The sequence below is a fragment of the uncultured Sulfitobacter sp. genome, assembly GCF_964021855.1.
Taxonomy (GTDB): Bacteria; Pseudomonadota; Alphaproteobacteria; order Rhodobacterales; family Rhodobacteraceae; genus Sulfitobacter.
On record NZ_CAXHZD010000006.1, the window covers coordinates 68,417 to 95,214 of the forward strand.

The window sequence follows — 26,798 nt, forward strand, 5'->3', positions numbered from 1 at the left end:
GCGCGGCGGCATTGAAAATTGCGCCTTCCAATTGTACGGGGATTTAGTGTTGATCGTACCTGCTCCCCAATGGAGTTGCTACGTTGGCTTAGTCTCTTTCAGGAACAAAGATCGTTGGCTTTTCTTAATGTAAGTCCAAGCAATGAAACGGCTCGTTTTTTGGCCTTGTGCCATTTCGACTACTTTAAAATCAGCGACTTTGGCTTTCCTTAAAATTCTGTGAAGTGGTTGAAGGTTGTCCTTTTTCGAAACCAACGAGCTAAACCAAAGGCACTGGTCGGCGAACTCCATGCTCTGTTCAACCATGCGGGCGATAAACTTGATCTCGCCACCCGGGCACCAAAGCTCGGCATTCTGTCCACCAAAATTAAGCTTTTTTGAATTCCCTTTGCCGAGGTTGCTCCACTTACGTTGGGTGCCTTTATTGGCTTTTTCGAGGGAGGCATGGAAGGGCGGGTTGCACAGGGTGATGTGAAAAACATCGTCGGGTTTGATCACGCCTCTGAAGATATCCTCGCGGTTGTTTTGTTGTCTTAGGGCGATGTTCAACTTGTTGGATTGGCAAATTTGCTGCGCCGATTTGAGAGCGGCCGGATCAATATCGACGCCAGTGAAGTGCCAGCCGTATTCGCTCTGGCCTGTAAGGGGGTATACCAAGCTCGCACCTGTGCCGATGTCGAGCGCTTTGATATTAGGTCCGCGCGGGATTTCTTGGTTGTTGCTGGAGGCAAGCAGGTCCGCCAGATAATGGATGTAGTCGACACGACCGGGAATAGGAGGGCATAGATAATTGGCAGGAATATCCCAATAATTAATGCTGTAATACGTCTTTAGCAGCGCCCGATTAAGCATACGCACCGCCCCCGCGTCCTGAAAATCAATTGTCGTCTGACCGACAGGGTTACTGACCGTAAAAGCCTCAAGTTCAGGTGAATCCGCCACCAACCGCGCAAAATCGTAGCCGTCCCTGTGTCGGTTGCGAGGGTGCAGCTTGGTTTTATTGGCCATGGGAAAGCCTTTGTTAAAGTTGGTTGAGGTGCCTTGCCAGACCGCGTGTTGAATTTAAACCCTTATCTATAAATAGCAAAAGTAATAGGGTGACAGGGAAAGCCGACCTTCGATGCAGTCGTAAAGAGATGTCTGTGGGGTCGAACCGATATGCCGCGTGGGACAGGTTGCCCTCTCGACTTGCTATGCCACTGGCCATGCCCTCATCGTGAGGGTTCTGGATATTGCGCTGGAAAGGCCCGGCTATGCGTCAGTAACCTCGACAGTCTTGCCGCGCTGAGTGGTCGTCGGCTTTCCGGAGCATATCGCGACAATGTGCTGGGGGCACCTCATGTAACTTGATGCACGAATAAGTTGCAAAAAACCTCAACTCCGATAGCCTTTTGCTCCTGCCTGTCCAACGGGCGAGATATCTGGGAGGATAATATGACAAAGACTGCATGCGCCGCGATTGCTTTGGCCGTTGCTGGAGTTCCGGCTTTTGCCGAAACAGACTTTTCAGGGGTTCTGGAGAAGATTAATCTGCCTGACGGCTTCAAGATCGAAGTTTTCGCTGAAATGCCCAAAGCCCGTTCCATTGTGGTGGGCAAGCCGAACGGTGTTGTTTACGTCGGATCACGGCATGGGAACATCTATTCGATGGTGGATTCCAACCGCGACGGTGTGGCCGATGAAGTCAGCGAACGTGTCACCGGCTTGAATGTACCCAACGGCGTTGCGATGCAGGACGGGATGCTTTTTGTTGGTATGCAGGACCGCATCGCCATGTGGCCAATTCCAGCAGAGTTTGACACCGCTTTGCCGCTTGATCCACTGGTGAGTGTCTATGAGGGTATCGATTCCGGCTTCCTGCACGGCTGGCGCTATATCAAATTCGGGCCGGACCGGAAGCTCTATGTCTCCCTTGGCGCGCCTTGCAATATCTGCGATTTGGCCGATAATACCGGCAAAATCATTCGCATGAACGCCGATGGTTCGGACGTTGAGGTTGTTGCGGACGGCGTGCGCAATTCCGTAGGCTTTGACTGGCATCCCGTCACGGGCGAGTTGTGGTTCACTGACAATGGCGCGGACGGCATGGGCGATGACACGCCCCCGGATGAGTTGAACCGCGTGACTACCGTGGGCGCGCATTTCGGCTTTCCGTATTTTGGCGGCAAGGACACCAAGCTCACGGGCTATGAAGACAAGGAGCCCAGCATGGCGGTCACTCCTGCCGTGATTGAATTTCAGGCGCATTCTGCCAATCTTGGGATTGAGTTCTACAACGGCTCCATGTTCCCGTCCGAGTACCAGAACGATGCCTTTGTCGCCCAGCACGGATCGTGGAATCGCACGTCACCTGTCGGCTATCAGATCATGCGGATCAAGTTCGATGAAGCAGGGAACGCGGTGGGCAAAGAAGTTTTTGCCGACGACTGGTTACAAGGCGAAAGCGCCGTGGGCCGTGTGACGGACATCGCGGAAATGGCAGATGGATCATTGCTGGTCTCCGACGATTTTGCGAATGTCGTCTACCGGATCAGCTATGATCGCTAAGTGGTACCTTGCAGGCGGGCTGATGCTCGCCTCAACCGCTCCGACTTTGGCGCAGGATGCCAAAGTAGGGCGGGACAAAGCGCAGCAATGCAGCCTGTGCCACGGTGAGTTGGGGATCGCGAACGTGCCCAATGCGCCAAACCTCGCAGGTGAAAATGCGTCTTATATAGCGGCCCAGCTCAAGGCGTTCCGGGGCGGCAAACGGGAACATCATCAGATGACGATCATCGCGTCCGGATTGACGGACGAGGACATTGCGGATCTCTCGGCATGGTTCGCCAAAATTAAGGTCGAGGTAACGGCACCGGAATTGGACTGAGATTTGTTCTTGGTCCGGGCCATCGCCTACCTGCCGCTTGCGTGGGCAATGGCCGGCCCTAGCTGAGAGCTCTGGTTATGGTCTCTTAGCGGCTCCCTGCCGCTGAATGCTTAGGTCGAAACCACGTGTCACGCTGGTGTCCGAAACTCGGTATTCATTCTTGCGTTCAATTATCGCCCTGCAAGCGGTCGGAACCCAGTGTCGTTTCGGCACCGTTGTATCTTGGAAAGAACCAAACCTTTCACTAATGTGTAGAAAAGCGGGGTCCCATAATGGCCGAAATCTTGGCGCTTGCCAGCGCGAACCTTTTGTCGCCGATCATCTTGTCATTAGGCTTGAACGATTGGATGCGCTTTTGGAATCTGCCTTTGCGGTCGTTGAACGGCATATTGGTGTCGTCTCTGTCAGCGATACGCTTGTCCTTCGGGCAGAACGTTTCTGACGATCTTCGTGCCTAAGCTGCTCGTGTCTTTCTCGTCATTCGCTCCTTTTTTGGCTACATTGAACAACGAACACCTTCTTAGACAATGTCTTTGGTTAGGTTCATTCGCGTTGATGCCAGACATCTGAAGCAGTGCAACCATAGGTGTATCAATCCAACCGAATCTCGAGCGCCCTGATGTTCCGCTGATGGTGTTGCGGTTTAGCCGAGGGGGCGGGAGCTGTGCACCAGAGCCTAATGTTTGAGGTATCTGGTTTTATAGAGCTTTGTTCTATTAGGACTTTTCCTAGTATATTGTTGGTTAAATAAGGGGATATCCTCTTAATTACCTAGATAAACTGGACTATTGACTCATATTTGTTGGTCAAATAGCGTGCCTTTAACAGATCCACACTCAGGACCTGCTCACAAGGGAAGCCTAATGAACACGTCGTCCTTAGATGTTGAAGAGCAAGAGCCACGTTCCGTTGTTGATGACGTTGTGGCGCAGATGCGCGAGCTGATCAGTGAACGTGGTTTGACCGTCGGCGATCAATTGCCCACTGAAAAAGAACTGTGCGAGGCGTTCGGTGCATCACGAAATACCGTCCGCGAGGCAATGCGTATTTTAAAGGCATACGGCGTCGTTAAGGTGCGCCAGAAAGTTGGTGCAACCATTGTCGACAACAGAATGTCTTCGGCGATGGAGATGTTCTCGTTCAACGTCATGGAGATCTCCCGCGACACCTTTTCAGACATTCAGGGCTTTCGCTGCCTGCTTGAGGTTTCATCGGTTGAAGAGCTTTTCGACAAAATCACGGACGAAGACATTGGAGACCTGCGCGACATCAACGCCAAGCTTTTAACGACCGAAGGAGTCGAATTCGCAGCGGAGCAAGATTTCCTGTTTCATACCAGATTGATACAGGTCCTGCGCAACAAGGCTATTTTAGATGTCTACGGCTTGATGAAGCCGGTGATCCTTAGGATTATTCAAAAGGGCAAGACGCGGCGCACTTTTGAAAATGACACCTACCGCGAACATGAGGAGGTTATTGACGCCATCGCTGCGCGTGACCGCATCGCCTACCAATACCTGATGAAGACCCACCTCGAAGCGGGCTACGCGCATTTCAACGTCACTGATCCGTTCCCAGAAAAACCAAAATAACAAAGAGAGGTCCAGAAGCGTCCAATGCACGGTTGGCAAAACCGGCCGGCACTACACACCAACGTCTAAGGGAGAGAAGAATGACATATAGAATGACACTTATGGCAGCAACGGCGGGTACGCTTTTTGCAGCTTCCACCGCCTTTGCTGGACCAGAGATCGTGCAGGGGCCGGCGTCAATCCGGCCTGTTTTGCTCCATGGGATGACAGTACAAAACACATGCAATGGGATGCGCGCGAAGGGCCGTTTCGTGTCGCCGTGGTGAATGGCTTGTCGGTAATACATGGCGTATTCAGATGATCAAAACAGCCAAAGCATTTGCCCAAGACCCAACCAATGCATCCGCTATCTGCAGCCGTTAATTTAAGAGCGTAATTTGGTCCCATCGGGTTCATGGTTCTCTCCGAGGTCGGCGATGCCGCCTCATAATGGCATCGGGGACTGGTGCCTCAAAAAGGTCCGCTGCGAGGTCACCTGAGTTTAGGCGCATCGACATTGGTAGGCGAGGTCATCCGGCCACCGTCCCGATGGGACGTCTTTACACCCAGACGGGCGTATTCGGTTTTGGATTATTTCATGCAGGCAGCACCTCTTTGGTCCAGGCGAAGGTCGTGCCGTCACGCCAGATGCGGGTCATGATGACAGCCAATTTTCGCGCAGTCGCGGCGGGGGTTTTTCTCATTCCCCGTCGCGCGACCAGCCGCATGGCCCACGCCTTGAGCGGTGAGAAGCGGGACACGCGTTGGATTAGGATGTTGGCTGCCTCATAAAGGCACCATCACTGCGTTTCGAGATACGCCCCGGCCAATCTGTGCCGCTGGATTGGTGCCGTCTCAGGGTCGGTCCCAAATACGCACCTACATCTGTTGCTCTGCCACATCGTCGACTTCAGGAGCAATGGTACGAACAATTTCATCAGGATCAGTTGCACACGAGCCTTCAAAAAGGTCGTGCCAGCATCATCCACAATGCAAAGGGCGCATTGCTCTTGGGCGACATCAATTCCAACGCAGCGTTTCATTGTCGTTCTCCTCTCGCTTTAGGGGGGTCACCATCGACAATAGCGATGTTTGAAACCTCACAAGCCGGATTCGCCGCAGATACGCCATGTCAGCTATGTGCCGATCTAGCGCACGCGCTATGTAGATAGACGGTACTTTTGTATCAGCTTTCCAAAGGTCGCCAGACGGAGTAGGCATTCCAATCTTTGAAAGATTGGGAAACACCATGGCGCAGAATGCCACCATTTACAAAATTGAACTCTCAGTCTCCGACATGGATCGTCATTATTACGAGGTTCATAAACTGACCGTGGCCAAGCATCCTTCCGAGACGGATGAGCGGCTGATGGTCCGCATTGTTGCCTTTGCGCTGAATGCCCACGAACATTTGGAAATGACCAAGGGCCTTTCAACGGATGACGAGCCTGACATTTGGCAAAAGAGCCTGAGTGGAGAGCTTGATGTGTGGGTGGCTCTCGGACTTCCAAGCGAGAAGGTGGTGCGGCAATCTTGTGGTAAAGCCGGCAAGGTGGTGGTCTATTCTTACGGCGGCAGGACCGCCGAGATGTGGTGGGATAAGATCAAAAACAGCACCACCCGTTTTGACAATCTTCAAGTGATAAACTTTTCCGAGACCGATACAGGCGCACTGGCAAAACTGGCGAGCCGCGCAATGAAGCTGCAGGTGAATATTCAGGACGGCGACGTGATGGTGAGTGTCGATGACAGCGTTGTCTACGTCACCCCCGTAAAATGGAAGGGTGGCGACCAAAACTAGCGTTGGACTGTTCTGCCACGGACTAGAGAATAATCACCTCTGTTGCTTAACCCGTCATTGGCGTTGACTGCTCAGAGATATCCCACACAATGGTGCACCCACCTTAAAAAGCGAATGCACCACGCTTAGAGATAATTTAGATCTCAGATAGAAACTGCGTCACGTCCTGCGCAAACTGATCGGCGTGCTGAAAAAGGAACGCGTGTCCTGCATCAGGATAGATGGCCAGCCGCGCGTTAGGTAGTGCGCGCACCAGTGCAACCGAGTTCTCGACTGCGAATGCCCTGTCCTGATCGCCATTTGCCACAAGAACCGGGACGTTAATTTTGCCCAACTGTTTGAATGCGCCGTCCTCTCCGAAAAAGAATTTGCGCGTGGCGGCCCCCTGCGCGGCAACAGTTTGCATCGTCGTTTTGGACGCTGCGCCTGCGGCTGCATCCCCTTGGCCGATACGCGCAAGCGATGACAGGCCAGCGCTGCGGCTGGTTTCGCTATCGGCATAAAACAAAAACTGCATGTCTTCGGGTGTGTTTACCTCCTTTGTCGCAGTCGCAAGCCATTCCTGAGCCGTTGGCACCGTGCCTTCCAATGCAAAGCTCGGTGTGGTTCCAGCGAGGATAAGGCCGCCGATCTGGTCGCCGTATTTGGCGGCGAGGATCTGGGCAATCATGCCGCCCATGGACCAGCCCAGCACATGTGGCCTGTCCAGCCCAATGGCTTGCGCTAATCCAATCGCGATATCTGCAGCGCCTTCCAGCGTATCTGGAACATTGCCCTCGCTTGCGGCGACACCGGCACTGTCAAAGGTGATGACTTGGTATGTGCGCGCCAAAGCGGAAATTAACTGCGGATCCCAGTCGTCTGTGGCTGCGCGAAAGCGGTTGAGCATCAGTAAAGGCTGACCTTGGCCCGTGCTGCGCCACGCAATTTGTACATCGTCGACCTGCGCAAAATTTGTTTCATTCGACTTATTTATGTCCAGTGACATAGGATTTCCTTTCGGTTGAAGTGGAGTTTCAAGAGGCGTGTGTCCGAGTAGCGCGGTGCATTCCGAGAGACAGGACAAGGCCAAGAAGAGCAAAAAATGCGCCCGTCACCGGGGCTGCAGCCAGCCCCCATTGCGCGATGGCAAAGGCACCGCAGGCCACGCCAAGCCCCTGGCCGAGGTAGACCATGGACCCGTTCATCGCGAGCGCGAAGGTTGCGGCTGGTCCCGCTGCGTGGGCGAGGCGGCTTTGGACAATAGGGGCTGTACCAAACTGGGAGGTGGGCGCGATCAGGATGCTCAACACCATTGCCACAAGCCCGTAAACGGACGCCGTCCCGATCGAGAGCGGGTAGACGAGAATTGCCAAACCCAAAGCGATGCCGGCAAAGAGCAGCGGTAGTCCTCTCTGCGTGGGATGTGTGGCAAGGGTGGCCCCAATGCGCAGCCCGACGACGCCCGACAGACCAATCAGAACCTGTAGACCGGCGATCCCATAGGCACCAAAACCTGTAAGCGCAGAAATTACCGGCCCGATGAAACCAACCATGGAAAACATGGCGGTGAAGGCCAGCAATGTGACAGCAAGATATCCGTAAGACCGTGCAGGCATAGCGCTGGCACCTTTTGGTACCACATTGGCAGCCAAGTTTGGGACATGGATGGCAACCAGTACAAGGGAAACGGCGCAGAATGTGGATGTCATCCACAGGCTGGCCCGCCAGTCGAATAGCCCGCCAATCACCGATCCAGCAGGAATGCCGATCATCAGCGCCAACACAACACCTGCATAGATTGCAGCGATGGTCTTTGCGCGTTTCTCCGCTGGGGCGGCGGCAACGCCCATTGCAACGGCCAGCGGCACCGCAAGCGCACCCAGGCCGCCGATCAATATGCGCGTTCCCATCAAAGTGGCATAGTCTGGCGCAATGGCCGACCATCCGTTCACCACTGCCAAAAAGGCCAAGGTCGCCAGCAGCAAAGGTTTCTTACGCCAATTGCGGGTCACGTGAGCGATAAGCGGTCCGCATATCGCACAAGCAAATGCATACCCTGCTTGAAGCGTGGCGGCCTTCGCAATTGAGACGCCAAGCGATGCTGCCATCGGCTCAAGCAAACCGACAAAGACGAACCCACCTAAAGTAAAGACAAAAGGCACGGTCATAAGGGCGAGGACGGGCATCACACTAACCCTTTTTGATGATGCTTAGAAAACATGTGGTTGTGCCTGTTGCCAGAATTCGGCCCGATTGGTCCTCGACGCGTGCTTCGGCTGAGGCGGTCTGCCGTGTGCGGTCAATCACTGTGCCGATGGCGCGGACCTGTCCCATTTTTGCTGTGATGGGGCGTAGAAATTTGACCTCGGTGCCAAGCGACACATAGATTTCGCCCGCGTCCAGAATGGTTTGCACCGCACAGCCCATTGCGCTGTCCAGCAACGCCATAGTCCAGCCGCCGTGCACAAGGCCCATGGGGTTCAGGTACTCTTGCGATGGATTGCCGCGAAACTCTGCGCGGCCTTTTTCAGCGGTCTCGATCCACTGCTGCAAGGTCCGTGCCATCGGGGGCGCAGGCAAAGCACCTGTTGGGATTGAACGAATGGCCTCGAGTCCTGAAAGCCCGATTACCTGTTCAGGGCGGGCGATTCCGAAGGGGACGTCGGGCATCATACTTGGGGTGAATTTCGGATCGGCGTTTTTAACATCTTGCATGGCTTGGTCCTCGGTAAGGCAAAGGTTGAGCCTCCGGTGGGAGGGCGTGCATTAAGCGTGCGATCATAATCTAAGTGAGTCAATAATAGAGTTTGATTGTAATCTATGTTACGTCACGTTAGATGTCGTTCGATATCTTATCGCGCCGAACCGGCCGGCCAATCCCGCTGCGGGGGCAGGGGTCACGTTAACAAAAGGGGCAAATCAGATGAGAGTGAGCCGCGAGACTGCAAAGAAGAACCGACAAAACGTTGTGCGTACGGCCAGTGAGCAGTTTCGCACGCACGGCTATGATGGCATCGGCATCGCAAGCCTGATGAAAGCTGCGGGGATGACCCAAGGTGGTTTTTATAAACAGTTCGAGAATAAGGAGGCGCTTGAATGTGAAGCGACCGAGCTGGCCTTGAATGATAACTTCGAACTCTGGGCCAAGACGACAGCAGGGGAGAGCGACCCGGTGGCCGCACTTAAGGAGTGGTATTTGTCGCCTCAACATCTTTCTGCGGTCGGGCAGGGCTGTGCCTATGCCACGCTGGCTGCTGAAGCAAACCGCCAGCGTCCAGCATTGCAGAAAATTTTCAATGCCGCCGTCGCGCAGCAGATCGAATTTTTAGCCCAAGCACTTGGCGACAAACCTGACAGTCGGGCAGAGGCCATTCAAACAATGTCGCAGATGATTGGCGCATTGATTTTGGCCCGCTCAATCGACGACGAAGACTTGCAGCAAGAGATCCTGACGGCGGGAAAATTACCCGCGGCCCAGAACCATAGTGAATAGAGAACGGTTTTTGCAGGAAACGGATTTGGTCAAAAATGCTGGTTCGCGCTAGATTGACCAGCTTCGAAAAGGCGTGTGATTGAATGTGGGCGGCTCGAACCTACCGTGCGCCGTGCATGTCATGCGCAGCAGGTCCGTCCACGATCATAACAGGGTTCCCGCGTGAGCAACGTTCGACCCGGCTTTCAATACCATAAAGGCGACGGATCAGGGCAGGGGTCAAAACGTCGAGGGTGGGACCGCAGGCAAGGGTGCGCCCTTCGGCCAGTGCTATGGTCGTAGAGCAGCAGCGCATCACCTGGTTCAAATCGTGCATAGCCAAGATCAACACCGCTTGCGTTTCCTCGGCATAAAGACGCAGTGACTCTAACACTTCATACTGGCGGTTGAGGTCCAGCGCTGAGGTTGGCTCGTCCATGAGAACGACTTTTGGACGGCTCACGAGCGTCTGTGCAATTGAAACCGCCTGCCGCTGCCCGCCGGAAAGCTCCGACAGTTGTTGATCCACCAAGTGCGTGATGTTGAAGCGGTGCACGGTTTCGTCAACGGCGCGCAGTTCTTCAGTGCTCAACCGCCAGCCACCGCCGCCCTGTTTCAGGGATAGTATGATTGATTCATAGACCGTTAGCGCGGCCGTCATGCCTGTATCTTGGGGCATATACCGCAGGTCATGGGTATGGGCCCCTTCTAATCGAACGGCACCCGCACCACGTAAATGTCCGGCGATGCGGCGAAATAGGGTGGATTTTCCGGCCGCATTCGCCCCCACTAATGCCGTCAACATACCGCCTTGCAAACTTGCTGAGGCATCAAAAAGGATTTGGCGCCGGCCATAGCGCGCGCCAACCTTGTCTAAGGTCAGGCTTACCATGATTTGCGTCCCTTCGTCAGGATCAATGCCGCAAAGAACGGCACCCCTACAAGGGCGGTGATAATTCCGATAGGAAGCACGGCGCCCGGCAGGATTGCCTTGGACAGAACTGACGTGGCCGAAAGGATTACTGCGCCGGACAGCATCGAACCGGGCAGGAAAAACCGCTGGTCTTCGCCCAAAAGCAGCCGCGCCACATGGGGCCCGACGATGCCGATGAATCCGATCGTGCCGACAAAGCTTATCGGCACCGCGGCAAGAACCGAGACCAACACCAAGGCCTCAAGCCGCAGTCGTTTCACGGGCACCCCCATAGCCGAGGCCCGAACTTCGCCAAGCCGTATTGCGGTTAGCGCCCAAGCGCGTCGGGCAAACAGCGGCGTGCAGATTGCCAAAATGATCGCTGTGACTGCGACCTTGCCCCATGTGGCCTTGGACAGGCTTCCCATGGTCCAGAAAACGACTGCCGAAAGTGCTTGCTCGGAGGCAAAATATTGAAGCAAGGCCAGCGCTGCATTAAAGGAAAACACCAACGCGATGCCCAATAATACGATCGTTTCCACCGTCACGCCCCTAAGCGTCGACAGGCCAAAAATCAAAAGTGAAGCCGCCATAGCCATGGCAAAAGCATTGATTGGTACCATCAAAGAAATGGCGCCGGGAAACAAAGAAACGCCCAGTACCATCGCCAAGGCCGCCCCGAAACTTGCAGCCGCCGAAAGGCCCAAGGTAAAGGGACTCGCCAGCGGGTTTGCCAAAATCGTCTGCATCTGCGCGCCGGCCAGCGACAGGCTTGCCCCAACTGTAACAGCAAGCAATGCCATCGGCATCCGAATGTCCCAGACAACGACCCGTATCTGCAAGTCTGCGGCACCCGGCGCAAAAAGTGTTTTCAGTACGTCCCACACGGCATAGCGCGCAGGCCCCAGTGATACGTCCACCGCCACCGACAACACCAGCGCCACGGTCAATCCGCCAAGGATCGCGATGCGGCGGGCCACCAGCCCGCGGTAACTTTGTACGCTTGCGGATTCTGATGGATCTAATTCGGCGGTTGTCATCGTGTATCCAATGGTATTCGGCGGCCCATTACGGGCCGCCCAGTTTAGATGAAAACAGACTTAGTTGTTGGCTGTGTCACCAAGAGAAACCCAATAGCCTGGGCTGTAATCCACTGGCAAAAAGCGGGAATGCAGCTCTTTCAGCGTCGCTTCGGGGTCGAGATCAGGGAACAGGTCGGGGTGAAGCCATGTTGCCAACCTTTGCACCGCGATGAAGCTGTAGGGCGAGTTGTAAAATTGGTGCCAAATGCCGTGTACTTGACCGTTATTTACTGCTTTCACGCCTGTATAAGCGGGCCGCTCCATCAGGGCTGCAAGTTTCCGATCTGCTTCGGCCATGTCCGAGCCGGGCCCCATGCCAATCCATGCGCCGCCGGGTACATAAGCGTCCCAATTGCCGCCCGTAACCACGATTTGATCCGGGTCCGACGCGATGACTTGTTCGGCGTTCACCGTGCCAAAGGTGCCGGGAATAAATTCCGACCCCATGTTGGTGCCCCCAGCAAGTTCGACGAAACGGCCAAAGTTGCCGTTACCAAAGGACATGCAGCAATCCTCGGAATAGCCACCGGCGCGCTCGACGAAGACCAGCGGACGCTGCAGATCTTTTTGCGATGCGATAACATCGGTGACGCGCGCAAGCTGTTCTTCGTAGAAGGCCTGGAATTCAGCGGCTTTATCGTCCTCGCCAAAGAGCTTGCCGACGATATTCATCGACTGTGTGGTGTTCTCGAACGGCTTTTCACGAAAATCTACATATACGATGGGGATGCCGACCTTGGCCAACTTGGCCTCGTATCCTGCTTCGTCCGTCGCGGCCTTTGATTCAAGGTTCATGATCAATACATCGGGGTTCAACGACACCGCTTGCTCGATATCAAAAGACCCGTCCTTGAACCCGCCAAAGGTCTCGATATCCTTCAGTTGCGGAAATTTCTCGGCGTAAATATCATAGCTTTCCGGCGAGGCTTGGCGGAGATCGTCGCGCCAGCCAACTACGCGGTTGAAGGGGTTTTCGTTATCCAAAACGGCGGTAAAGAAGACCTGCCGACCCTCGCCCAGAATAACGCGCTCGACCGGTGCATCGACCGTAACCTCGCGACCGGCGATGTCGGTCAGGGTGATGGGATCGGCTTGCACAAGGCTGGCTGCGAAAAGACTCAGCGCACTGGCGCAGAGAAGAGGACGAAGGGTCATGTAAAGCTCCTGAAGAATAATCTCTTCAAACCGCCTAGTATTCCCGACTGTTCTAGTCAATTAACAAGTTGACTGTTTTACTCGACTAAATGAAACAGCGATAACACCATCAGAGTAACATCATGACATCAACCAACCGAGATTTGCGCGACGATATCCGCGACTATTGGTCAGATCGCGCGGCCACGTTTGACGATGACCCTGGCCATCGCATTGATGACGGTGCCGAAATGGCGGCATGGGAGGTTCTGTTTCGGCGTCACCTTGGCGATGGGGACGGGCGCGCGCTCCTTGATCTTGCATCAGGCACAGGGGAAATCTCGCGCTTGTGCCAGCGGCTGGGTTTTGCTGTCACGGGCCTTGATTGGGCGGAACCGATGCTGGAGCGCGCGCGCGTAAAACTGCCGGGCGTGACATTAATACAGGCCGATGCAGAGCGCACAACGCTGCCCCCGGCAAGCATGGATGTAATCGTAACACGCCATCTGGTCTGGACCTTGGTGGACCCGATGGCCGCCTTTGCCGAATGGTTTCGCGTGCTCAAGCCGGAAGGAAAATTGCTGATTGTGGATGGCGATTTTGTGTCCCGTAGTCTGCTGGGCCGGATATTTCAGCGGATGGTGCCAACTGGATCGCACAGTGCAATGTCCGATAACAATGCCGAGCGCCACAAGGATATCCTCGCCAGGGTGCATTTCAGCGGTGGCGCACGGGCCGATCAAGTGGCTGCATTGCTATCTTCCAGTGGATACGACGAGATAACTATCGATAAACGGCTTGCACCGATCCATCGCGCACAGGCCCCACATTTCGACTGGCGAAAATCACTTCTGCGGCGATCCGAACATCGCTATGCAATTTGCGCGACCAAGCCTAGAATGCCTGAATAGAACATCAAAAGCAGCACGCTACGCATATCACCGCATCCACGAGCCCGACCAAGATGGACACGCTGAAAACGCTCGGGGCCGATGCGGCGATGGACCGAAACGATGCAATTCCTAAAGACACCTTTGACATTGTGCTGGACCTGGTAGGCGGGCCGCGCTGGCCAGAACTGCCATTTAGAATGGCTTCGGCAAGATCTGCTTTCGGTAGGTTTCTTCAATCTCTGACCATATTTCGCAGCGATACCGCTGTATTTTTGGAACCTTTGATTAACGCTCTCGTGTTTCCCACCATGAGTGCATTTCCTTGAATGCGGGCATCAGCCCAACCCCGTCTTCAGTGGCGCTGTATTCAACTTTTGGCGGCACCTCGGCATAGACCACTCTTTCAACAAGACCGTCGCGCTCAAGATCGCGTAGTTGCTTTGTCAGCATCGTCTGTGTGATTTCAGGGATCGCTTTCCGAAGCTCTCCAAACCTCTTTGTCCCATTAAAGATGAGTATCTGCAGTATCGACAGCTTCCATTTTCCACCGATCATCGCGAATACAAGTGGTGCGGGACAAAGGTTCGAACTGGATTTGTCGTGCAATTGAAGCTCCTTTAGTATCGTTTTGATACTTAAGTATCAAAATACTGCCTACTTTTCAAACCGACTGCATTGAGTAAGTCTAGATCAACCCAGCAAAATGGAGACTAGCGTGGTCGAACCGTCAAAAAACTATGAAGAAGTCATTCAAGTTTCTGCACCTCAAGAGGCGTGTTTCCAAGCTGTTGCGAAACAGATGGACAAGTGGTGGACCCGATCTGTCGAAGGTGGCCTAGGCGGGGTTGGTGACAAAGTGACTGCGCGTTTCCCGCCCGACTATGGGTTTTGGACGTTCGAGGCCACATCTTTCGAAAGTCCCAACCGTATCGAGATGATGTGCACTGACGCGCACCACAAAGTCGAAGGCCAACCCAAGGAGATCGATCAAGAATGGCTAGGAACAAAGATCATTTGGGAGTTCAAAACGGTTGGAGACAGGACCGAGATCAAGATGACCCATGATGGATTGACGCCGACGCTGAACTGTTGGGAGATTTGCCTTGATGGCTGGAACCATTTCTTCAAGAACAGTCTGAAGGCGTTCTTGTGTGGCGACGAACCAAGCCCGCATGTCTCAACCTAGCGGACAGTCGAGCGAAGCGCAGCATCATGCAGATTGGGCGCTTAGCAGGTTGTGCGCCCTGAACCGGTTTTAGCGCGACCAAAGAGCAATCTCAGATTTCGCTTGATGATGTTCGTCCAAATCAAAAACGGTAACCCTTTGAAAAAGTCAGCGGCAGACCCTTTGCCAGCGTTGCCCAGTGTCCTCAAAACTGTCGTGGGAAGTGCTGGCCGAAAGTAAGGCTTTGCAGTGACAGCGTGCCCAGCAAGCAGGGCGATCAACGCCTTGCGCGTCGCCGACGGGTTGTTCCATTCAGCGCGATATACGACGCATCCGTTTTTATTGATGATAAAGACAGCGTTCGGCATGCTGCCATAGGCCGCGTGCGCTTTGCCTTCCAGCCCGTCAACAAAAACGGTTCTGCTCTCGCCGTCTTCGGTGGTCAGGCGCGTGGCACAGGCCTTTTTGTCTTCAAAACTCTTATGGCTTTGGATGTTGGCTCTGGGATGGGCTTCTCTTACATAAAGCACGGCAGAGCTGGCTCCGTCTATGTGGGTCAGTGTCTCCATGATGCCGCGCCTGCTTTGGTATAAAGGGCATGTGATGCTTCCCATTTCCAGCACCAAGAATGCGCCCGAAAAATCAAGCAGGTTCTTGGTTTCGCCGCTTGCTGTTGTCAGTGCAAAGTCAGGGGCTTTGTCGCCAACATCAGGGCCGAACGCCGTATCGAAATCATAGTCTCCGGTCGAGAACTCGTCTTAGTTATAGTCGGTCATTTGCTGTTTTCCTTTTCCTTCAAAGCACTTTGCGGCGCGACGGATAGGTTCTCTGTCATGATCCGTAAGGTGCGTGTTGTGATTTCGATGTCTGCGGGGGAAATCCCGTGTAGCGCTTGCTTGATAAGCTTTTGGGCAGTTGGCACCAACTTGGCTTCGAGGTTTGAACCAAGCGCGCTAAGGGTGACCACATCCCGCCGCCCCCGACTGAACCCCAGGTTGGCGGACATCCTCCGGGTCAACACTGCGATTTTTTTGTTGGGAAACACAACAACCTGTTCAAGACTTGTCAGGTTTTTGCAGTAGCCGAAGGCGTAGCCTCTGCATAAGTTGACCTTCCGACAATCGTTCGACAAGAAAATCCATAAAGCACCTGACTTTCGGGGTCAGAACGTTGGATTTCGGATAGATGAGCCACAGCACTGATTGATCGTTCAGGCACCATTCGGGAAGGATTTGCATTAACGTTCCTACTTCGAGGTCATGGGCGACGCTCCAAAGTGAGTTTATCGAAATGCCCAACCCCGCAAGCGTTGCGAGGCGTTGCGATGTGCCGTCATCAAGCACCGTTCGGCAAGTCATTTTTTCAGGATCGAGGATCGCCCTTTGACCGTCTCGGCGCACAATCTCGCGTGGGGCCATGTCCGACCACGCTAAAAACCGGTGGTCCTTCAAATCTTCTGGGGATACGGGCGCACCAAACCGATCCAGATAGGCGGGAGACGCGCAAAGCACACGAATGTCGTCAGACAGCTTTCGGCCCAAAAGGCTACTGTCTTTCAACGGCGCATTCCGCAGGGCAAGATCAAAACTCCCGTCAATAATATCGAAGCGTTTGTCAGAGAGCCGTAGATCCAGTGTAATATCCGGGTAGCGGTTCTGAAAGTCAGGTAACAGCGGAATGATATGGAGTTGTGCAAAGCTGCTGGGGGCTGCAAACCGCAGAATGCCACTGGGGCTGAGCGTATCTTCCCCAATTGCGGCACGGCCTGCCTCTGCCTGCGCGATTATTTCGCGTGCATAAGGGAGGAATGCCGCACCATCTTGGCTCAGCGACACCTTACGTGTTGTTCTATGGAGCAGTTCGACCCCCAACTCCTTTTCAAGCTTTGCCAGGCGGTTGCTGGACATGGCAGGCGCGAGGCCAAGGTCGCGGCCTGCTGCGGTGATATTGAGCCGCTCGGCAGCGGCGACAAAAAGGCGAAGAGTGTCTGTGTCCATGGCCCTTCATTATATCGAAAATCAGAATTATGAAACCAAATATCCGCTGTTTCTATAATTTTTGGTGATGGTATTTAGCTTACTGAAACCGCACATAGGAGCAGAACGATGAAAGCAATCGGATATACGCAAGCTGGCCCAATCGATGGCAATGGCGTGTTGCAAATGATGGATGTTGCCAAGCCGCAAGTCGGCCCGCACGACCTTTTGGTTGCGGTCAAAGGCATCTCGATGAACCCCGTTGACGTAAAACTGCGCGAAGGCCGCCCGCCTGAAGGTCCCACGAGCATGTTGGGATATGACGCCGCAGGAACTGTTGTCGAAATCGGGTCTGACGTGACGGACTACGCGGTTGGCGATGATGTATTTTATGCAGGCGATGTGACACGTGCCGGCACAAACGCAGAACTGCACGCGGTTGACGAACGTATCGTTGGGAAGAAACCAGCGACGCTCGACTTCACAGAAAGTGCGGGTCTTCCCCTAACGTCCATCACTGCTTGGGAAATGCTATTCGATGCCTTCCGTGTGACTGAAGGCGGCGGCGCGGGTCAAAGCATATTGGTTATTGGCGGTGCTGGTGGTGTGGGCTCAATGCTGATCCAACTGGCAAAAACGCTAACCAATCTGACCGTCATCGCGACCGCCTCCCGTCCTGAGACCCAAGACTGGGTACGCAAGATGGGCGCAGATCATGTGATTGATCACCGTGGCGACTTGGCGGCTCAGCTTAATGACCTTGAGCAGACGCCGACTTATGTTGCAGCTTTGACAGCTACTGATCAGCACTGGTTTGCGATCATGAACCTGATTGCCCCACGTGGACACATCGCGTTGATTGATGACCCGCAGAGCATAAACATCACGGATGCAAAGCCAAAGGCCCTGACGATTTCTTGGGAATTCATGTTCACACGGTCGATGTTCAACACCGCTGACATCGCTGTCCAACGTGATCTGCTGAACCGCGTGTCCGCTATGGTCGACGCGGGAACGCTGCAATCCACCGTTACGGAACGCACCGATGTGCTGACTGTCGAAACGCTGACTGACGCGCACAAACGCCAAGAAAGTGGTCGCGTGATCGGCAAGCAGGTTCTTCCTGGTTTGTCCGCGTAACTTTGAAAAAAAAGGAAGTAATTATGACTTACTACTCGGTACTTGATGTGACCCCCACCAGCGAAGACTGGATTCCTGACTACCTGCCGGCGGCGAATGCCCGTGTCGCGGCCCACGGCGGGCGCTACATCGCCCGCACAGCCAGCCACGAACAAGTCGAAGGCTCACCCCAAGAGGCCGGACTGCGTATCATCATCGAATGGCCATCCAAAGACGCCGCAGAGGCCTTTATGGCGGACGACAAATATGCGCCGCACCTCGCGGAACGGACCAAAGGCTCTGTCAGCCATCACTACCTGATCGCGGGCAAAGACGACCTTGCCTAATACTGCTGCGTCGCCCCGTCAAAGGGGCGGCGCACATCACGGGAGACCTCAAGTGCGCGACGAGACCAATACCGCCTTTTCGCAAATCAATCGCGGCTTTGATGCGACGTTTCAGAACGGCCAACTCAGCCTCGGTCTGGTCGTGCCGATCGCACAATACGGGCGCAGCCCCGTGCCGGATATGTCTGACCACCTGCGCCGAGTAAAACAAGCCGAGACGCTTGGCTTCAAGGCTGTCTGGTTGCGCGACGTACCGTTTAACGTACCCAGCTTTGGGGACGCGGGGCAGCTCTTTGATCCATTCACCTATCTGGGATTTTTGGCCGGCCAAACTTCGGAGATTGCCTTGGGCGTTGCCAGCATCGTCCTGCCCCTGCGCCACCCCGCGCACGTGGCCAAATCCGCCGCGACCGCCGATGTGCTGTCAGGCGGGCGGGTGATCCTCGGCGTGGCCTCTGGTGATCGCCCCGAAGAATATCCGGCCATGAACAAAGATTTCAATGCACGCGGCGATGCATTCCGTGAGAGCTTTGAATACATCCGCGCCATGGGGCAAACGGCACCGCAGGTCAGCAACGGCTTTGGCTCGGTAAACGCGCCCGTCGATATGCTACCAAAACCTGCTGGAACAAAACTGCCGCTTTTGATCACAGGATCAAGCCGCCAATCCCCCGACTGGATTGCAAAGAATGGCGATGGCTGGATGACTTACCCACGCCCCGGCGTGGCGCAAGACCGCGTTCTGCAAGACTGGCGCGAAACCTTGTTACGACTTGGGCAGCCACCGAAGCCGGTATTGCAACCATTATATATCGATCTGGCCGAAGACCCTGATGAGATCCCAAGCCCGATCCATCTCGGCTTTCGCTCCGGCCATCGCCCACTAACGCGCTACTTAAAGCAACTCAAAGAGATCGGCGTAAACCACGTCGCTCTGAACCTGCGGTTTAGTACCGGCCCCATTGAAGATACGCTCGAACAACTTGCCGAGCATGTTTTGCCAACTTTCAGTTAAGGAAACTAAAATGACAAAAACCATCCTGATCACCGGCGCAACCGACGGAATTGGCCGTGCCACCGCTTTGGCCCTTGCAGCCCAAGGGCACCGCATGATCGTTCACGGGCGCAGTGCTGAGAAACTGAATGCTTTGGCGCAAGAGATTGGCGGCGATGTCACGACTGTTCAGGCCGATATGTCCGATCTATCGCAGGTCGCTGAAATGGCGCGCGACCTCAAGAACAGCAACGACAGGATCGACGTTGTGATCAACAACGCGGGCGTGTTCAAAGTGCCCGAACCACTTACGCGTGATGGTTTGGATGTCCGATTTGTAGTGAACACATATGCGCCTGCGCTCCTCTCTGACCTCTTGCTGTCCATCATGCCGAACGACGGGCGATTGGTGCATCTATCGTCAGCCGCGCAAGCCCCCGTCGACGTTGATGCAATGCAGGGCAAGCGACGCCTGAACGACATGGAGGCCTATGCGCAAAGCAAACTGGCGCTGACAATGTCGAGCCAGGATTTCGCGGCACAGCATCCCGACGGGCCGCTGTCGGTGGCCGTAAATCCGGGGTCTCTACTGGCCACGAAGATGGTGCGTGAGGGCTTTGGCACCGCCGGAAATGATCTGAACATCGGCGTTGATATCCTGACCCGTGCGGCGCTTTCGGATGAATTTTCAGATGCGTCGGGTCGGTATTATGACAATGACTCTGGTGCATTTGCCGCGCCACATGTCGATGCGTCTGATGCGGGCAAAGTCGCAAAGGTTGTTGCCGCGATTGATGGACAGATTAAAAGCGCGCTTACGTAGCGGCGGCTACAACATCAAATCAGAACGATGCGCAATGATGTGATCAATCAGTCGTCGGGTGAGCGCTTTTTGCGTTCCAGCGTCATCATGGATGGAATTTGTGTTACCGCGATGCAGTCATGAGCATCGACATCCACGAGTGGGAAGACGGTGTCATCGCTCGGACCTACCACGTCGAAGACTGGGCGGGCGCGTTGCAACAGCTTACAGGTCAATAAATCGACAGGTAGCGGCCCAGAGAAATCTGGGCCAACACCCTTTTGGGGGTACCGTGGGGCATTCGTGACGCCCGCCCCCATCCATTCGAGGAGTTCAACCATGACCATCGCGATTACAGCCGTATCAGGCCAACTTGGCGGAGCAATTGCCCGCAATGTGCTCACATCCGCGGGCGGTGAAACGATCATCGGCCTTGCCCGCACCCCGGCGAACGCACAAGATCTTGGAATTGAAATTCGCCCTGGCGATTACGGACAACCGGAGCAATTACGAGCGTCCTTAGCGGGCGCTGATACAGTGTTGTTGGTGTCCGGCATGGACGCCCCCGACGCCCGTGTTCAACAGCACCGCAATGTGATTGAGGCCGCCAAAGCCGCAGGTGTGAGGAAGATTGTCTACACAAGCATTCAAGGAGTCGAAGAAGGCACAGCCTTTTCCCCTGTCGTACAAAGCAACCGCCAGACCGAGGCCGATGTGCGCGACAGCGGGCTTGCCTATGCTATCGGGCGCAACGGCATCTATATCGAGCCGGACGTGGAGTATATCGACAGCTACAAGGCCAGAGGCGAGATCGCCAATAGCGCCGGTTCGGGCAAATGCGGCTACACAACCCGCGACGAACTGGCCCATGCCTACACGCGCCTATTGACCGATGACAGTTTCAACGGCCAGACGTTTAACCTATGGGGCACGCCCATCAGTCAAACCGAGCTGACCGGTTACCTGAACGATGCCTTCGCCACATCGCTGACCTATCGCGAAATGACGCCACAAGAGTATGTCGCGGATCGCACGGCCGAGTTGGGCGATTTCATAGGCCCAATCATCGGCGGCATATATGAGGGTATTCGTCTGGGCATTTACGATGTGCCCAGCGATTTTGAAGCTGTTGCGGCCAGAGCGCACCAAAGCTGGGCCGATTATTTCGGATCACTCACAGGCTGAAGGCTTCGACCACAAAGGAGCCGGAATGATCGCGCCGGGCTTCTTCGTCATCTCGATCTCCTAATCGATAAGATGAACCAGAAATCCTCCCTTATTCAAATCCTTAAATCTGCCCCAAGGGTCCTGACGGCAGGCAAATGTTCACTGGACCGCATTATGATCTGTCAGCTGAGGAATATGCTGAGCAAAGCGCATAGCGGGACATGACAGCCTAATTTTCACTGAAAATGTTTTATTGTTTGATACTGCCAATATATGCTGGCAAGTCATATTTGATAATGTTTTGTAAAACAGCGGAATTAAAATGCAAGTAAGTGTTCGTGATAACAACGTGGATCAAGCGCTTCGGGCGCTCAAGAAAAAGCTACAGCGTGAAGGTGTATTCCGCGAAATGAGGCTCAAAGAACATTTCGAGAAGCCATCAGTTCGGAAAGCGCGCGAGAAAAAAGAATCCATTAGCCGTCAGCGTAAACTGGCACGTAAAAAAGCTGAACGTGAAGGCTGAGGCCAACATATAAAAACCATGCATGGTATCGATCGGGCAGATCTTAAATAAACCGACAAATCTCGAGTGGACTAGCTTACTCTGTTTCGACCTCAGGCCAAAGCGCGTGATCCAGGCCCTGCAGAAAAGGGGCCAGTAGCTTTCGGCGATCCTGCCACTTTCCAATAGATTGCTTGTGAATAGGCGTGCGCAACTGGTTGGCGCTCATTGTCAGGACCTGGGACGTCGTTTGATCCGGCGATGCCATTTGAGAGTTCCATTCGATCCCGCAATGCTCGGCAAGCTTGCGACCTTCGCCTTCAACGTCCTCAACCAAAGCCTCATAGCGAATATCGTAGATTTGCCCTGGGAATACCCGATGCCAATGTTGCATCATGCGAGCGTATAGATTGAAGTAATCGGACATGGCCTTCCGATCATAGGTATAATTCAGCGCTGAGCTTGAGAAATGGGCCTGGAACATCGAAAGGGCGATGTCGCGCGGATCCCGCCGGACGTTCACAATTTTAGACTCGGGATATATTGATTTGAGGAAACCAACTATCCGGAAGTTTGCAGGCATTTTATCGACATAGGCCTGTGCATCAATAGGCAGTTCAGGGAGCAACCTGACGTCCTCGGCCCTCAGCCCTTCGATCTCGTGCGCAGTAAATGGCAGGCCGCGATGGATTGTCTCTTCGAGAAGAAAACCGATCGTGCCGCGTTCACCCAAGGGAACGACCTTGTCGTGGCGTCCAAGCATCGCCTCCACCAGAGTAGTACCCGATCTTGGCAGGCCTAAAACAAAGATCGGCGTCGGCGCAGTGCAGGTTTCCTGTTTCGGTGGCAGAACATTGGGGAAACGTTTCAGTATACCCTCAGCGGCCTCGCGTTCGGCTTTTGCATTATAGCGGCTGCGGTTGGCGAAGAATTTATTTGCTTGGATAATATCTCGATCTGCCTGTTCACGCGCGCCCTTATCCGAAAGGATATGAAAACGAGCGAAAAGCAGAAAGGCTTCGTCTTCCGAACCTTTGTCAACGCGGGATAGCGCGTCGGCAACCTGTAGCTCCAATTCAGCCAAGTCTTCGCCCTTCAGCATTTCACTTAAAGCTTTCAACGCGCTGGCCTGAGAGGATTCCAAGCTCAACACATGCCTATACCGGGCAATTGATTGCTCCGTTTTCCCCATCTCTGAAAATTGCGCCGCGAGGCGCAGCTGCGCGCTTATGTTGCCGGGATCAATCTCCACAGCGCGCAGGGCTGTGTTCAAAGCATCATCGAACCTCAGATGGCGCGCCAGCGGCAAACTCATGCGCGTCAGCGTCTCCGCATCCTGCGGATCGATTGAAATTACTTTTTCGTAGTCTTCCAATGCATCAGCGATCAACCCAAACTGAAGCCTAATGAATGCCCTAAGCTTGTAGCCTGTTTTGTCCTCTTGATTGCCTGCAATGTATTGCGTTGCTGTCGCCAGAGCGTCCTGCTTTCTATTCAGAGCCGCCAGACCCTGTGCTTTCAAATATAGGACATCAGGTGTTTCAGGCACGGCATGCAGGGCGAGAAGCGCATTCTCGTACTGTCCCATAAGCAAGTAGGTTTGAGCCAAGTTCTTTCGGGCTTCTGCATAGCTGGGGTCCAAGAGAATGGCCCGCTTGAAACTGTTGACCGCTTCGCCGGGGCGCGACATTGCGCTGAGTGCTATGCCGGCCAGATTATCGGGGACAGGGGACCGCGGCGCTTCCTTTTGCGCCTTGCGCGTATATTTTAGAACGTTCTTGAATCGGCGTTGCGCGAGCTCCTGTTGGGCCAGCACAATATTCGATACGGCTGATAGCAAAAAGGTCGCTCCTTAATTACAGTTCTGGCAAGACCTTTTGCACAAGTCGCTACCGCAATTGCCCTGTAGCAAATCCGCTAGGGTACGTGCGGCTGGCAATCCATCTGTGCGTGAAAGATATTAGAAATAATACCATGGGGAATACTGACATTCAAATGGTATTGCTGAACGGCGTTTCCATCCGCACTATAAACTTTTGTGAACGCCGCAGAAGTGGGCAATTCCCTGCTGGTCGTGGATGGCTGCGGCTGACAGCGGCAGCGGAAATTCGTTAGGACCACGTCTAAAGTCGGCTTCCGGCGGGATGGTGGTCCTTCGCTACAAGCGAGATATGGAACGTAAGTATCCCGCACAACAGACCTCGGTACAAAACGCAGTGAACGACCGCGTATATTAGCGTCGCTGGGCTGCAGCGCCCCGAAAGCGGACGTAGGCATGAGACCGCAGTAATACGGCGGTAATAAGGGCGGCTTTGCTGGACAAAGTGTGAATTCGCTTCCCTTCCGCCAAGGGCGGTTTTCGGTCTGAGCACCAGCAGCTTTCGTTAATGCGAGATGTTGTTTGCGTCGGTTCACCACTACTACTTTGGCAAAAACGGCGTCATTTACTTGCTTCATTCGCAAATATTATCTGAGGACGCCCTAAGCGAGAACCGTTTTAGCCCCCCGATGTTTCCAGTGCACTTAGGTGTCCCATCGATCTCACGGCATAGCGCAACTGGATTGAGGATTACACCGATAGGATTGGTGGTTGCTTCTCTCGCGCGCAACAACATGTAACTCGCGCCGCCAGCATGATCAGACCTACCATCTAAGAAAAGCATCGGGCCAGACTGATCCGCAAAGATGCGAGGCGCAGGCCCTTGCCCACCACCAAATGTTAAGTCCCCATCAATGACTTCAATGCGCGTTTCCCAGCAAGGTCCTGCGCCGATTTGCAAGTACGCCGGCGTCTCTTGATCCATTGATCTGGCTATAATCGAAATCAAATTCTCGGTTGCGGTGGAATTTTCAGCTTCCGCGCTTGTGGCACCAAACATTAGGAAGAGAATTAGAACAGATCGCATTGCGGACGCCTTTCGCACAGTTTCGCGACCTAGGTTTGGGTGGCTAATGAGGTTCGACATTAGCCGAAATTGAATGAGGTGTATACGCCAGAGTAGGGCAGGGCCGGGTGCGCGACGTCGATGTAGCCAGCGACGGTTCGGTCGTGATCCTCACTGATGCAGAAAACGGCGCATTAATCCGAGTGACGCCTGCGCAGTAGAGCACTCCAACCGTCCTGTGTCGTCAATCACCCGAGGTATACTGGAGTAAGCCTAAAACCGGTTCGGTTAATGATGTCACTGCAATACGTCCATCTGGAAGCGTGACGGCACCGGTCGTGAGCGCGTAGCTTCCGGTGGGGTCCTGAAGCGTCTCTAGCACCCGGCCGTCGGCATCTATTCGCAGAATGAAGCCATAGCGCGTCGGCGCGGGTTTCATCGTATCCGGCAGACGCATGATAAGGCGCCTTAGGAATGGATTGCCGGACAGTTTGTCCATGATCGCATTTCTCGGACTGACAAGGCCCACCCAGAATGTGCCATCAGCTGCATTGTTGATGTTGTCTGGAAAGCCCGGCAAATTGTCCAAAATGACCTGTCCGGGACCGCCATCCATAGGGAAGCGCCAGACGCGATACGCGCCTGTCTCAATCACAAGCACCGCAGCGCGCACCTCGTCGACGGCAACGCCGTTGGCAAAATTTAGTCCATCGGCGAAAACCGTCGTCTTGCCCGAAGCAGGGTCATATTTCAAAATACGGCCGTTCGCGGAATGCTCAACAAGGTCCAAGACTGACGCAGGTAACGTCCCGCCATTTGTTTGGGCACCAAATCGGGTTGAGGCATCTGAAAAATAAACGGTGCCATCTGCGGCAACATCAACGTCGTCCGCATAGTGGATAGGGCTCCCATCCTCCGCTTGGTTGGTAAGCAAGCTGACCTGACCGGTCCCGTCGACTGCCAACAACCCGCGGTAGGCATCCGCCACGTAGAGCGTTCCGTCCGCAGCAAATTCAAGGCCAAGAGGGCGCCCTTGTGTCTGTGCAAAAGGTGAAACCGTGCCATCTTTCCCAATGCGCAAAATCTCTCCGTCGTGGGTCGCGACATAGATCAGGCCATCTGGCCCGATATCTGCGTCTTCGGGGCCCGTCCGCCCATCCAGTTCGATCAGCTCAAGCGCCTGCAGACGATTATTCGGTGTGAAAGCCCCAGTATAACCCGCATTTTCCGGCGCTTCCCAAGCGACAGGGCGCACCGACACAGGCCACAAAGCGAGATAGGCGATCAAGCAGGCGAACGCTAATCCTATAAACCAAAGGGTGTTTCTCACTTCCACGTCTCCTCGCATACGACAGCCCACAAGAGGCACGACCGGACCACAAGGTTGCCGATATGTTTACGCAGAGCAAGAGCATGCGTGGTGGGGGTTTGTCGGTTTGCTAGGCGTGCTGCATTATGCGGTACGTTATCTACGGCTTGCTGCGATAAATATAACATAAGATAGATTACAAGACATATTTAGCGCAGAAGGCCCATTCTATTTCGGGTTTCCCCCATGCCCCCAGCTCATACAGCCGTTAGCCATCTCCTTTAATGTGAGGGTTTTTGGCTTCATATTCGGCTCGTGTGGCACGGTTGTGATCGCCTTTCAGTCGTATCGAAGCCAGCGCGCGGTCAGTGTATATCTCTGAGCGCAGAGGCCAATCCGCTGCCTCATCGAACAAACCCGGCATCAAGTCGTAGCCTTGATCATCGCCCTTTAAGTTTCGCATCCAGATATGGGACCCGCAGGTCGCACAAAAGGCACGTTCAGCGAAATCCGTCGAGGCAAATCGCGTCACTGGGCCATCAATAGAAACGGCGTCTTTGGACGCATAAAAGCACAAGAAAATGCCACCTGACCATCGCTGGCACATGCGGCAGTGGCAGACACCTGGTCGGGGGTCGTGCAAACCATCAATGCGGATCCGTACATCGCCGCACAAACAGTGTCCTTCAAGACATCCTGTTACATCGCTCATGAACCTTCCTCCCCGGTCCTGAATAGCATTATATTTTGGAATAAGGCGGCTGGCTACCGTCACTTTTGTATATCCAAGCTTCAGCCCTAAAGGCATCAGATGTCTA

27 protein-coding genes and 1 pseudogene are annotated in these 26,798 nt (G+C 54.2%); 14 read left to right on the forward strand and 14 right to left on the reverse strand.

The annotated features are described in order from the left end of the window. Positions 1–78 precede the first annotated feature (78 nt). Complete coding sequence (gene rlmF, locus AADJ11_RS17065) at positions 79–1,008, reverse strand: 23S rRNA (adenine(1618)-N(6))-methyltransferase RlmF (RefSeq protein WP_341235641.1); 930 nt, start codon at positions 1,006–1,008, stop codon at positions 79–81. A 426-nt stretch (positions 1,009–1,434) separates the two neighbouring features. On the opposite strand from rlmF, the gene AADJ11_RS17070 reads away from it, so the two are divergent. The 5 genes from AADJ11_RS17070 (at position 1,435) to AADJ11_RS17090 (ending at position 6,238) form a co-directional block, all read left to right on the forward strand. Continuing rightward, a complete protein-coding gene (locus AADJ11_RS17070) occupies positions 1,435–2,547 on the forward strand; it encodes a PQQ-dependent sugar dehydrogenase (protein WP_341235642.1) in 1,113 nt (370 codons plus the stop codon). Further along, on the forward strand, positions 2,537–2,866 hold the full coding sequence (locus AADJ11_RS17075) for a cytochrome c (protein WP_341235643.1): 330 nt from the start codon (positions 2,537–2,539) through the stop codon (positions 2,864–2,866). Before AADJ11_RS17070 ends, AADJ11_RS17075 begins: the two co-directional genes overlap by 11 nt. 247 nt (positions 2,867–3,113) lie before the next feature. Beyond that, complete coding sequence (locus AADJ11_RS17080; protein ID WP_341235644.1) at positions 3,114–3,308, forward strand: hypothetical protein; 195 nt, start codon at positions 3,114–3,116, stop codon at positions 3,306–3,308. Between the two features lie 421 nt (positions 3,309–3,729). Next, on the forward strand, positions 3,730–4,458 hold the full coding sequence (locus AADJ11_RS17085) for a FadR/GntR family transcriptional regulator (protein ID WP_341235645.1): 729 nt from the start codon (positions 3,730–3,732) through the stop codon (positions 4,456–4,458). A 1,228-nt stretch (positions 4,459–5,686) separates the two neighbouring features. Continuing rightward, on the forward strand, positions 5,687–6,238 hold the full coding sequence (locus AADJ11_RS17090) for a YaeQ family protein (protein ID WP_341235646.1): 552 nt from the start codon (positions 5,687–5,689) through the stop codon (positions 6,236–6,238). Positions 6,239–6,374: 136 nt separating this feature from the next. Here the strand turns inward: AADJ11_RS17090 and AADJ11_RS17095 are convergent, their stop codons facing one another. Genes AADJ11_RS17095 through AADJ11_RS17105 form a run of 3 tightly spaced genes read right to left on the reverse strand, consistent with a single transcriptional unit; the run spans position 6,375 to position 8,935 of the window. After that, positions 6,375–7,226: an alpha/beta hydrolase gene (locus AADJ11_RS17095; RefSeq protein WP_341235647.1), complete on the reverse strand. Its 852-nt coding sequence runs from the start codon at positions 7,224–7,226 to the stop codon at positions 6,375–6,377. 28 nt (positions 7,227–7,254) lie between these two features. Next, complete coding sequence (locus AADJ11_RS17100; RefSeq protein WP_341235648.1) at positions 7,255–8,406, reverse strand: MFS transporter; 1,152 nt, start codon at positions 8,404–8,406, stop codon at positions 7,255–7,257. Positions 8,407–8,410: 4 nt separating this feature from the next. Then, positions 8,411–8,935: a PaaI family thioesterase gene (locus tag AADJ11_RS17105; protein ID WP_341235649.1), complete on the reverse strand. Its 525-nt coding sequence runs from the start codon at positions 8,933–8,935 to the stop codon at positions 8,411–8,413. Between the two features lie 208 nt (positions 8,936–9,143). Here AADJ11_RS17105 and AADJ11_RS17110 point away from each other — a divergent pair, with 208 nt between their 5' ends. Continuing rightward, complete coding sequence (locus AADJ11_RS17110) at positions 9,144–9,713, forward strand: TetR/AcrR family transcriptional regulator (protein WP_341235650.1); 570 nt, start codon at positions 9,144–9,146, stop codon at positions 9,711–9,713. A 100-nt stretch (positions 9,714–9,813) separates the two neighbouring features. On the opposite strand, the gene AADJ11_RS17115 is transcribed toward AADJ11_RS17110, so the two are convergent. From AADJ11_RS17115 to AADJ11_RS17125, 3 genes are read right to left on the reverse strand one after another with little or no spacing between them, the layout of a single operon-like run. Then, positions 9,814–10,584, reverse strand: coding sequence for an ABC transporter ATP-binding protein (locus tag AADJ11_RS17115; RefSeq protein WP_341235651.1), 771 nt, complete (start codon positions 10,582–10,584; stop codon positions 9,814–9,816). After that, positions 10,578–11,645 (reverse strand): iron ABC transporter permease, encoded by a 1,068-nt coding sequence (locus AADJ11_RS17120; protein ID WP_341235652.1) that lies wholly within the window; start codon positions 11,643–11,645, stop codon positions 10,578–10,580. Before AADJ11_RS17120 ends, AADJ11_RS17115 begins: the two co-directional genes overlap by 7 nt. A gap of 60 nt (positions 11,646–11,705) precedes the next feature. Further along, entirely contained in the window at positions 11,706–12,842 is a 1,137-nt protein-coding gene (locus AADJ11_RS17125; protein ID WP_341235653.1) for an ABC transporter substrate-binding protein, read from the reverse strand. Positions 12,843–12,964: 122 nt separating this feature from the next. Between AADJ11_RS17125 and AADJ11_RS17130 the strand changes: the two genes are divergently transcribed. Then, positions 12,965–13,732, forward strand: coding sequence for a methyltransferase domain-containing protein (locus AADJ11_RS17130; RefSeq protein WP_341235654.1), 768 nt, complete (start codon positions 12,965–12,967; stop codon positions 13,730–13,732). Positions 13,733–13,999: 267 nt separating this feature from the next. Here the strand turns inward: AADJ11_RS17130 and AADJ11_RS17135 are convergent, their stop codons facing one another. After that, a complete protein-coding gene (locus AADJ11_RS17135) occupies positions 14,000–14,320 on the reverse strand; it encodes a helix-turn-helix domain-containing protein (protein ID WP_341235655.1) in 321 nt (106 codons plus the stop codon). Positions 14,321–14,429: 109 nt separating this feature from the next. On the opposite strand from AADJ11_RS17135, the gene AADJ11_RS17140 reads away from it, so the two are divergent. Next, positions 14,430–14,900, forward strand: a complete 471-nt coding sequence (locus AADJ11_RS17140) for an SRPBCC domain-containing protein (protein ID WP_341235656.1) — start codon at positions 14,430–14,432, stop codon at positions 14,898–14,900. Between the two features lie 41 nt (positions 14,901–14,941). Here AADJ11_RS17140 and AADJ11_RS17145 read toward each other — a convergent pair. The 3 genes and pseudogenes from AADJ11_RS17145 to AADJ11_RS17155 all read right to left on the reverse strand — a co-directional run. Beyond that, positions 14,942–15,574, reverse strand: a pseudogene (locus tag AADJ11_RS17145) (deiodinase-like protein); the annotation flags it as partial. A gap of 77 nt (positions 15,575–15,651) precedes the next feature. Then, the gene (locus AADJ11_RS17150) at positions 15,652–15,885 is read right to left on the reverse strand and encodes a hypothetical protein (RefSeq protein WP_341235657.1); all 234 of its coding nucleotides are present in this window, start codon (positions 15,883–15,885) and stop codon (positions 15,652–15,654) included. A 49-nt stretch (positions 15,886–15,934) separates the two neighbouring features. After that, positions 15,935–16,876 (reverse strand): LysR family transcriptional regulator, encoded by a 942-nt coding sequence (locus AADJ11_RS17155; RefSeq protein ID WP_341235658.1) that lies wholly within the window; start codon positions 16,874–16,876, stop codon positions 15,935–15,937. 108 nt (positions 16,877–16,984) lie between these two features. Between AADJ11_RS17155 and AADJ11_RS17160 the strand changes: the two genes are divergently transcribed. From AADJ11_RS17160 to rpsU, 6 genes are all read left to right on the forward strand, one after another. After that, the gene (locus AADJ11_RS17160) at positions 16,985–17,995 is read left to right on the forward strand and encodes a zinc-binding alcohol dehydrogenase family protein (protein ID WP_341235659.1); all 1,011 of its coding nucleotides are present in this window, start codon (positions 16,985–16,987) and stop codon (positions 17,993–17,995) included. A gap of 23 nt (positions 17,996–18,018) precedes the next feature. Continuing rightward, entirely contained in the window at positions 18,019–18,321 is a 303-nt protein-coding gene (locus tag AADJ11_RS17165) for a DUF1330 domain-containing protein (protein ID WP_341235660.1), read from the forward strand. Positions 18,322–18,373: 52 nt separating this feature from the next. Continuing rightward, positions 18,374–19,336 carry an LLM class oxidoreductase gene (locus AADJ11_RS17170; RefSeq protein ID WP_341235661.1) on the forward strand — a complete coding sequence of 321 codons (963 nt, stop codon included), beginning with the start codon at positions 18,374–18,376 and terminating at the stop codon, positions 19,334–19,336. A gap of 10 nt (positions 19,337–19,346) precedes the next feature. After that, the gene (locus AADJ11_RS17175) at positions 19,347–20,138 is read left to right on the forward strand and encodes an SDR family NAD(P)-dependent oxidoreductase (protein ID WP_341235662.1); all 792 of its coding nucleotides are present in this window, start codon (positions 19,347–19,349) and stop codon (positions 20,136–20,138) included. Between the two features lie 318 nt (positions 20,139–20,456). Continuing rightward, entirely contained in the window at positions 20,457–21,302 is an 846-nt protein-coding gene (locus AADJ11_RS17180; RefSeq protein ID WP_341235663.1) for an NAD(P)H-binding protein, read from the forward strand. A gap of 304 nt (positions 21,303–21,606) precedes the next feature. Then, a complete protein-coding gene (rpsU, locus tag AADJ11_RS17185) occupies positions 21,607–21,807 on the forward strand; it encodes a 30S ribosomal protein S21 (protein WP_341235664.1) in 201 nt (66 codons plus the stop codon). A 76-nt stretch (positions 21,808–21,883) separates the two neighbouring features. On the opposite strand, the gene AADJ11_RS17190 is transcribed toward rpsU, so the two are convergent. From AADJ11_RS17190 to AADJ11_RS17200, 3 genes are all read right to left on the reverse strand, one after another. Further along, positions 21,884–23,626 carry a sulfotransferase gene (locus AADJ11_RS17190; protein WP_341235665.1) on the reverse strand — a complete coding sequence of 581 codons (1,743 nt, stop codon included), beginning with the start codon at positions 23,624–23,626 and terminating at the stop codon, positions 21,884–21,886. A 1,289-nt stretch (positions 23,627–24,915) separates the two neighbouring features. After that, complete coding sequence (locus AADJ11_RS17195) at positions 24,916–26,001, reverse strand: SMP-30/gluconolactonase/LRE family protein (RefSeq protein WP_341235666.1); 1,086 nt, start codon at positions 25,999–26,001, stop codon at positions 24,916–24,918. A gap of 247 nt (positions 26,002–26,248) precedes the next feature. Beyond that, positions 26,249–26,692: a GFA family protein gene (locus AADJ11_RS17200; RefSeq protein ID WP_341235667.1), complete on the reverse strand. Its 444-nt coding sequence runs from the start codon at positions 26,690–26,692 to the stop codon at positions 26,249–26,251. Positions 26,693–26,798: the final 106 nt, after the last annotated feature.

What these genes read in the sequence shown, in the direction of transcription:
- rlmF (WP_341235641.1), bottom strand. Translation starts at nt 1,008, where the DNA reads ATGGCCAATAAAACCAAGCTGCACCCTCGCAACCGACACAGGGACGGC.
- AADJ11_RS17070 (WP_341235642.1), top strand. Translation starts at nt 1,435, where the DNA reads ATGACAAAGACTGCATGCGCCGCGATTGCTTTGGCCGTTGCTGGAGTT.
- AADJ11_RS17075 (WP_341235643.1), top strand. Translation starts at nt 2,537, where the DNA reads ATGATCGCTAAGTGGTACCTTGCAGGCGGGCTGATGCTCGCCTCAACC.
- AADJ11_RS17080 (WP_341235644.1), top strand. Translation starts at nt 3,114, where the DNA reads ATGTGTAGAAAAGCGGGGTCCCATAATGGCCGAAATCTTGGCGCTTGC.
- AADJ11_RS17085 (WP_341235645.1), top strand. Translation starts at nt 3,730, where the DNA reads ATGAACACGTCGTCCTTAGATGTTGAAGAGCAAGAGCCACGTTCCGTT.
- AADJ11_RS17090 (WP_341235646.1), top strand. Translation starts at nt 5,687, where the DNA reads ATGGCGCAGAATGCCACCATTTACAAAATTGAACTCTCAGTCTCCGAC.
- AADJ11_RS17095 (WP_341235647.1), bottom strand. Translation starts at nt 7,226, where the DNA reads ATGTCACTGGACATAAATAAGTCGAATGAAACAAATTTTGCGCAGGTC.
- AADJ11_RS17100 (WP_341235648.1), bottom strand. Translation starts at nt 8,406, where the DNA reads ATGCCCGTCCTCGCCCTTATGACCGTGCCTTTTGTCTTTACTTTAGGT.
- AADJ11_RS17105 (WP_341235649.1), bottom strand. Translation starts at nt 8,935, where the DNA reads ATGCAAGATGTTAAAAACGCCGATCCGAAATTCACCCCAAGTATGATG.
- AADJ11_RS17110 (WP_341235650.1), top strand. Translation starts at nt 9,144, where the DNA reads ATGAGAGTGAGCCGCGAGACTGCAAAGAAGAACCGACAAAACGTTGTG.
- AADJ11_RS17115 (WP_341235651.1), bottom strand. Translation starts at nt 10,584, where the DNA reads ATGGTAAGCCTGACCTTAGACAAGGTTGGCGCGCGCTATGGCCGGCGC.
- AADJ11_RS17120 (WP_341235652.1), bottom strand. Translation starts at nt 11,645, where the DNA reads ATGACAACCGCCGAATTAGATCCATCAGAATCCGCAAGCGTACAAAGT.
- AADJ11_RS17125 (WP_341235653.1), bottom strand. Translation starts at nt 12,842, where the DNA reads ATGACCCTTCGTCCTCTTCTCTGCGCCAGTGCGCTGAGTCTTTTCGCA.
- AADJ11_RS17130 (WP_341235654.1), top strand. Translation starts at nt 12,965, where the DNA reads ATGACATCAACCAACCGAGATTTGCGCGACGATATCCGCGACTATTGG.
- AADJ11_RS17150 (WP_341235657.1), bottom strand. Translation starts at nt 15,885, where the DNA reads ATGTCCGCCAACCTGGGGTTCAGTCGGGGGCGGCGGGATGTGGTCACC.
- AADJ11_RS17155 (WP_341235658.1), bottom strand. Translation starts at nt 16,876, where the DNA reads ATGGACACAGACACTCTTCGCCTTTTTGTCGCCGCTGCCGAGCGGCTC.
- AADJ11_RS17160 (WP_341235659.1), top strand. Translation starts at nt 16,985, where the DNA reads ATGAAAGCAATCGGATATACGCAAGCTGGCCCAATCGATGGCAATGGC.
- AADJ11_RS17165 (WP_341235660.1), top strand. Translation starts at nt 18,019, where the DNA reads ATGACTTACTACTCGGTACTTGATGTGACCCCCACCAGCGAAGACTGG.
- AADJ11_RS17175 (WP_341235662.1), top strand. Translation starts at nt 19,347, where the DNA reads ATGACAAAAACCATCCTGATCACCGGCGCAACCGACGGAATTGGCCGT.
- AADJ11_RS17180 (WP_341235663.1), top strand. Translation starts at nt 20,457, where the DNA reads ATGACCATCGCGATTACAGCCGTATCAGGCCAACTTGGCGGAGCAATT.
- rpsU (WP_341235664.1), top strand. Translation starts at nt 21,607, where the DNA reads ATGCAAGTAAGTGTTCGTGATAACAACGTGGATCAAGCGCTTCGGGCG.
- AADJ11_RS17200 (WP_341235667.1), bottom strand. Translation starts at nt 26,692, where the DNA reads ATGAGCGATGTAACAGGATGTCTTGAAGGACACTGTTTGTGCGGCGAT.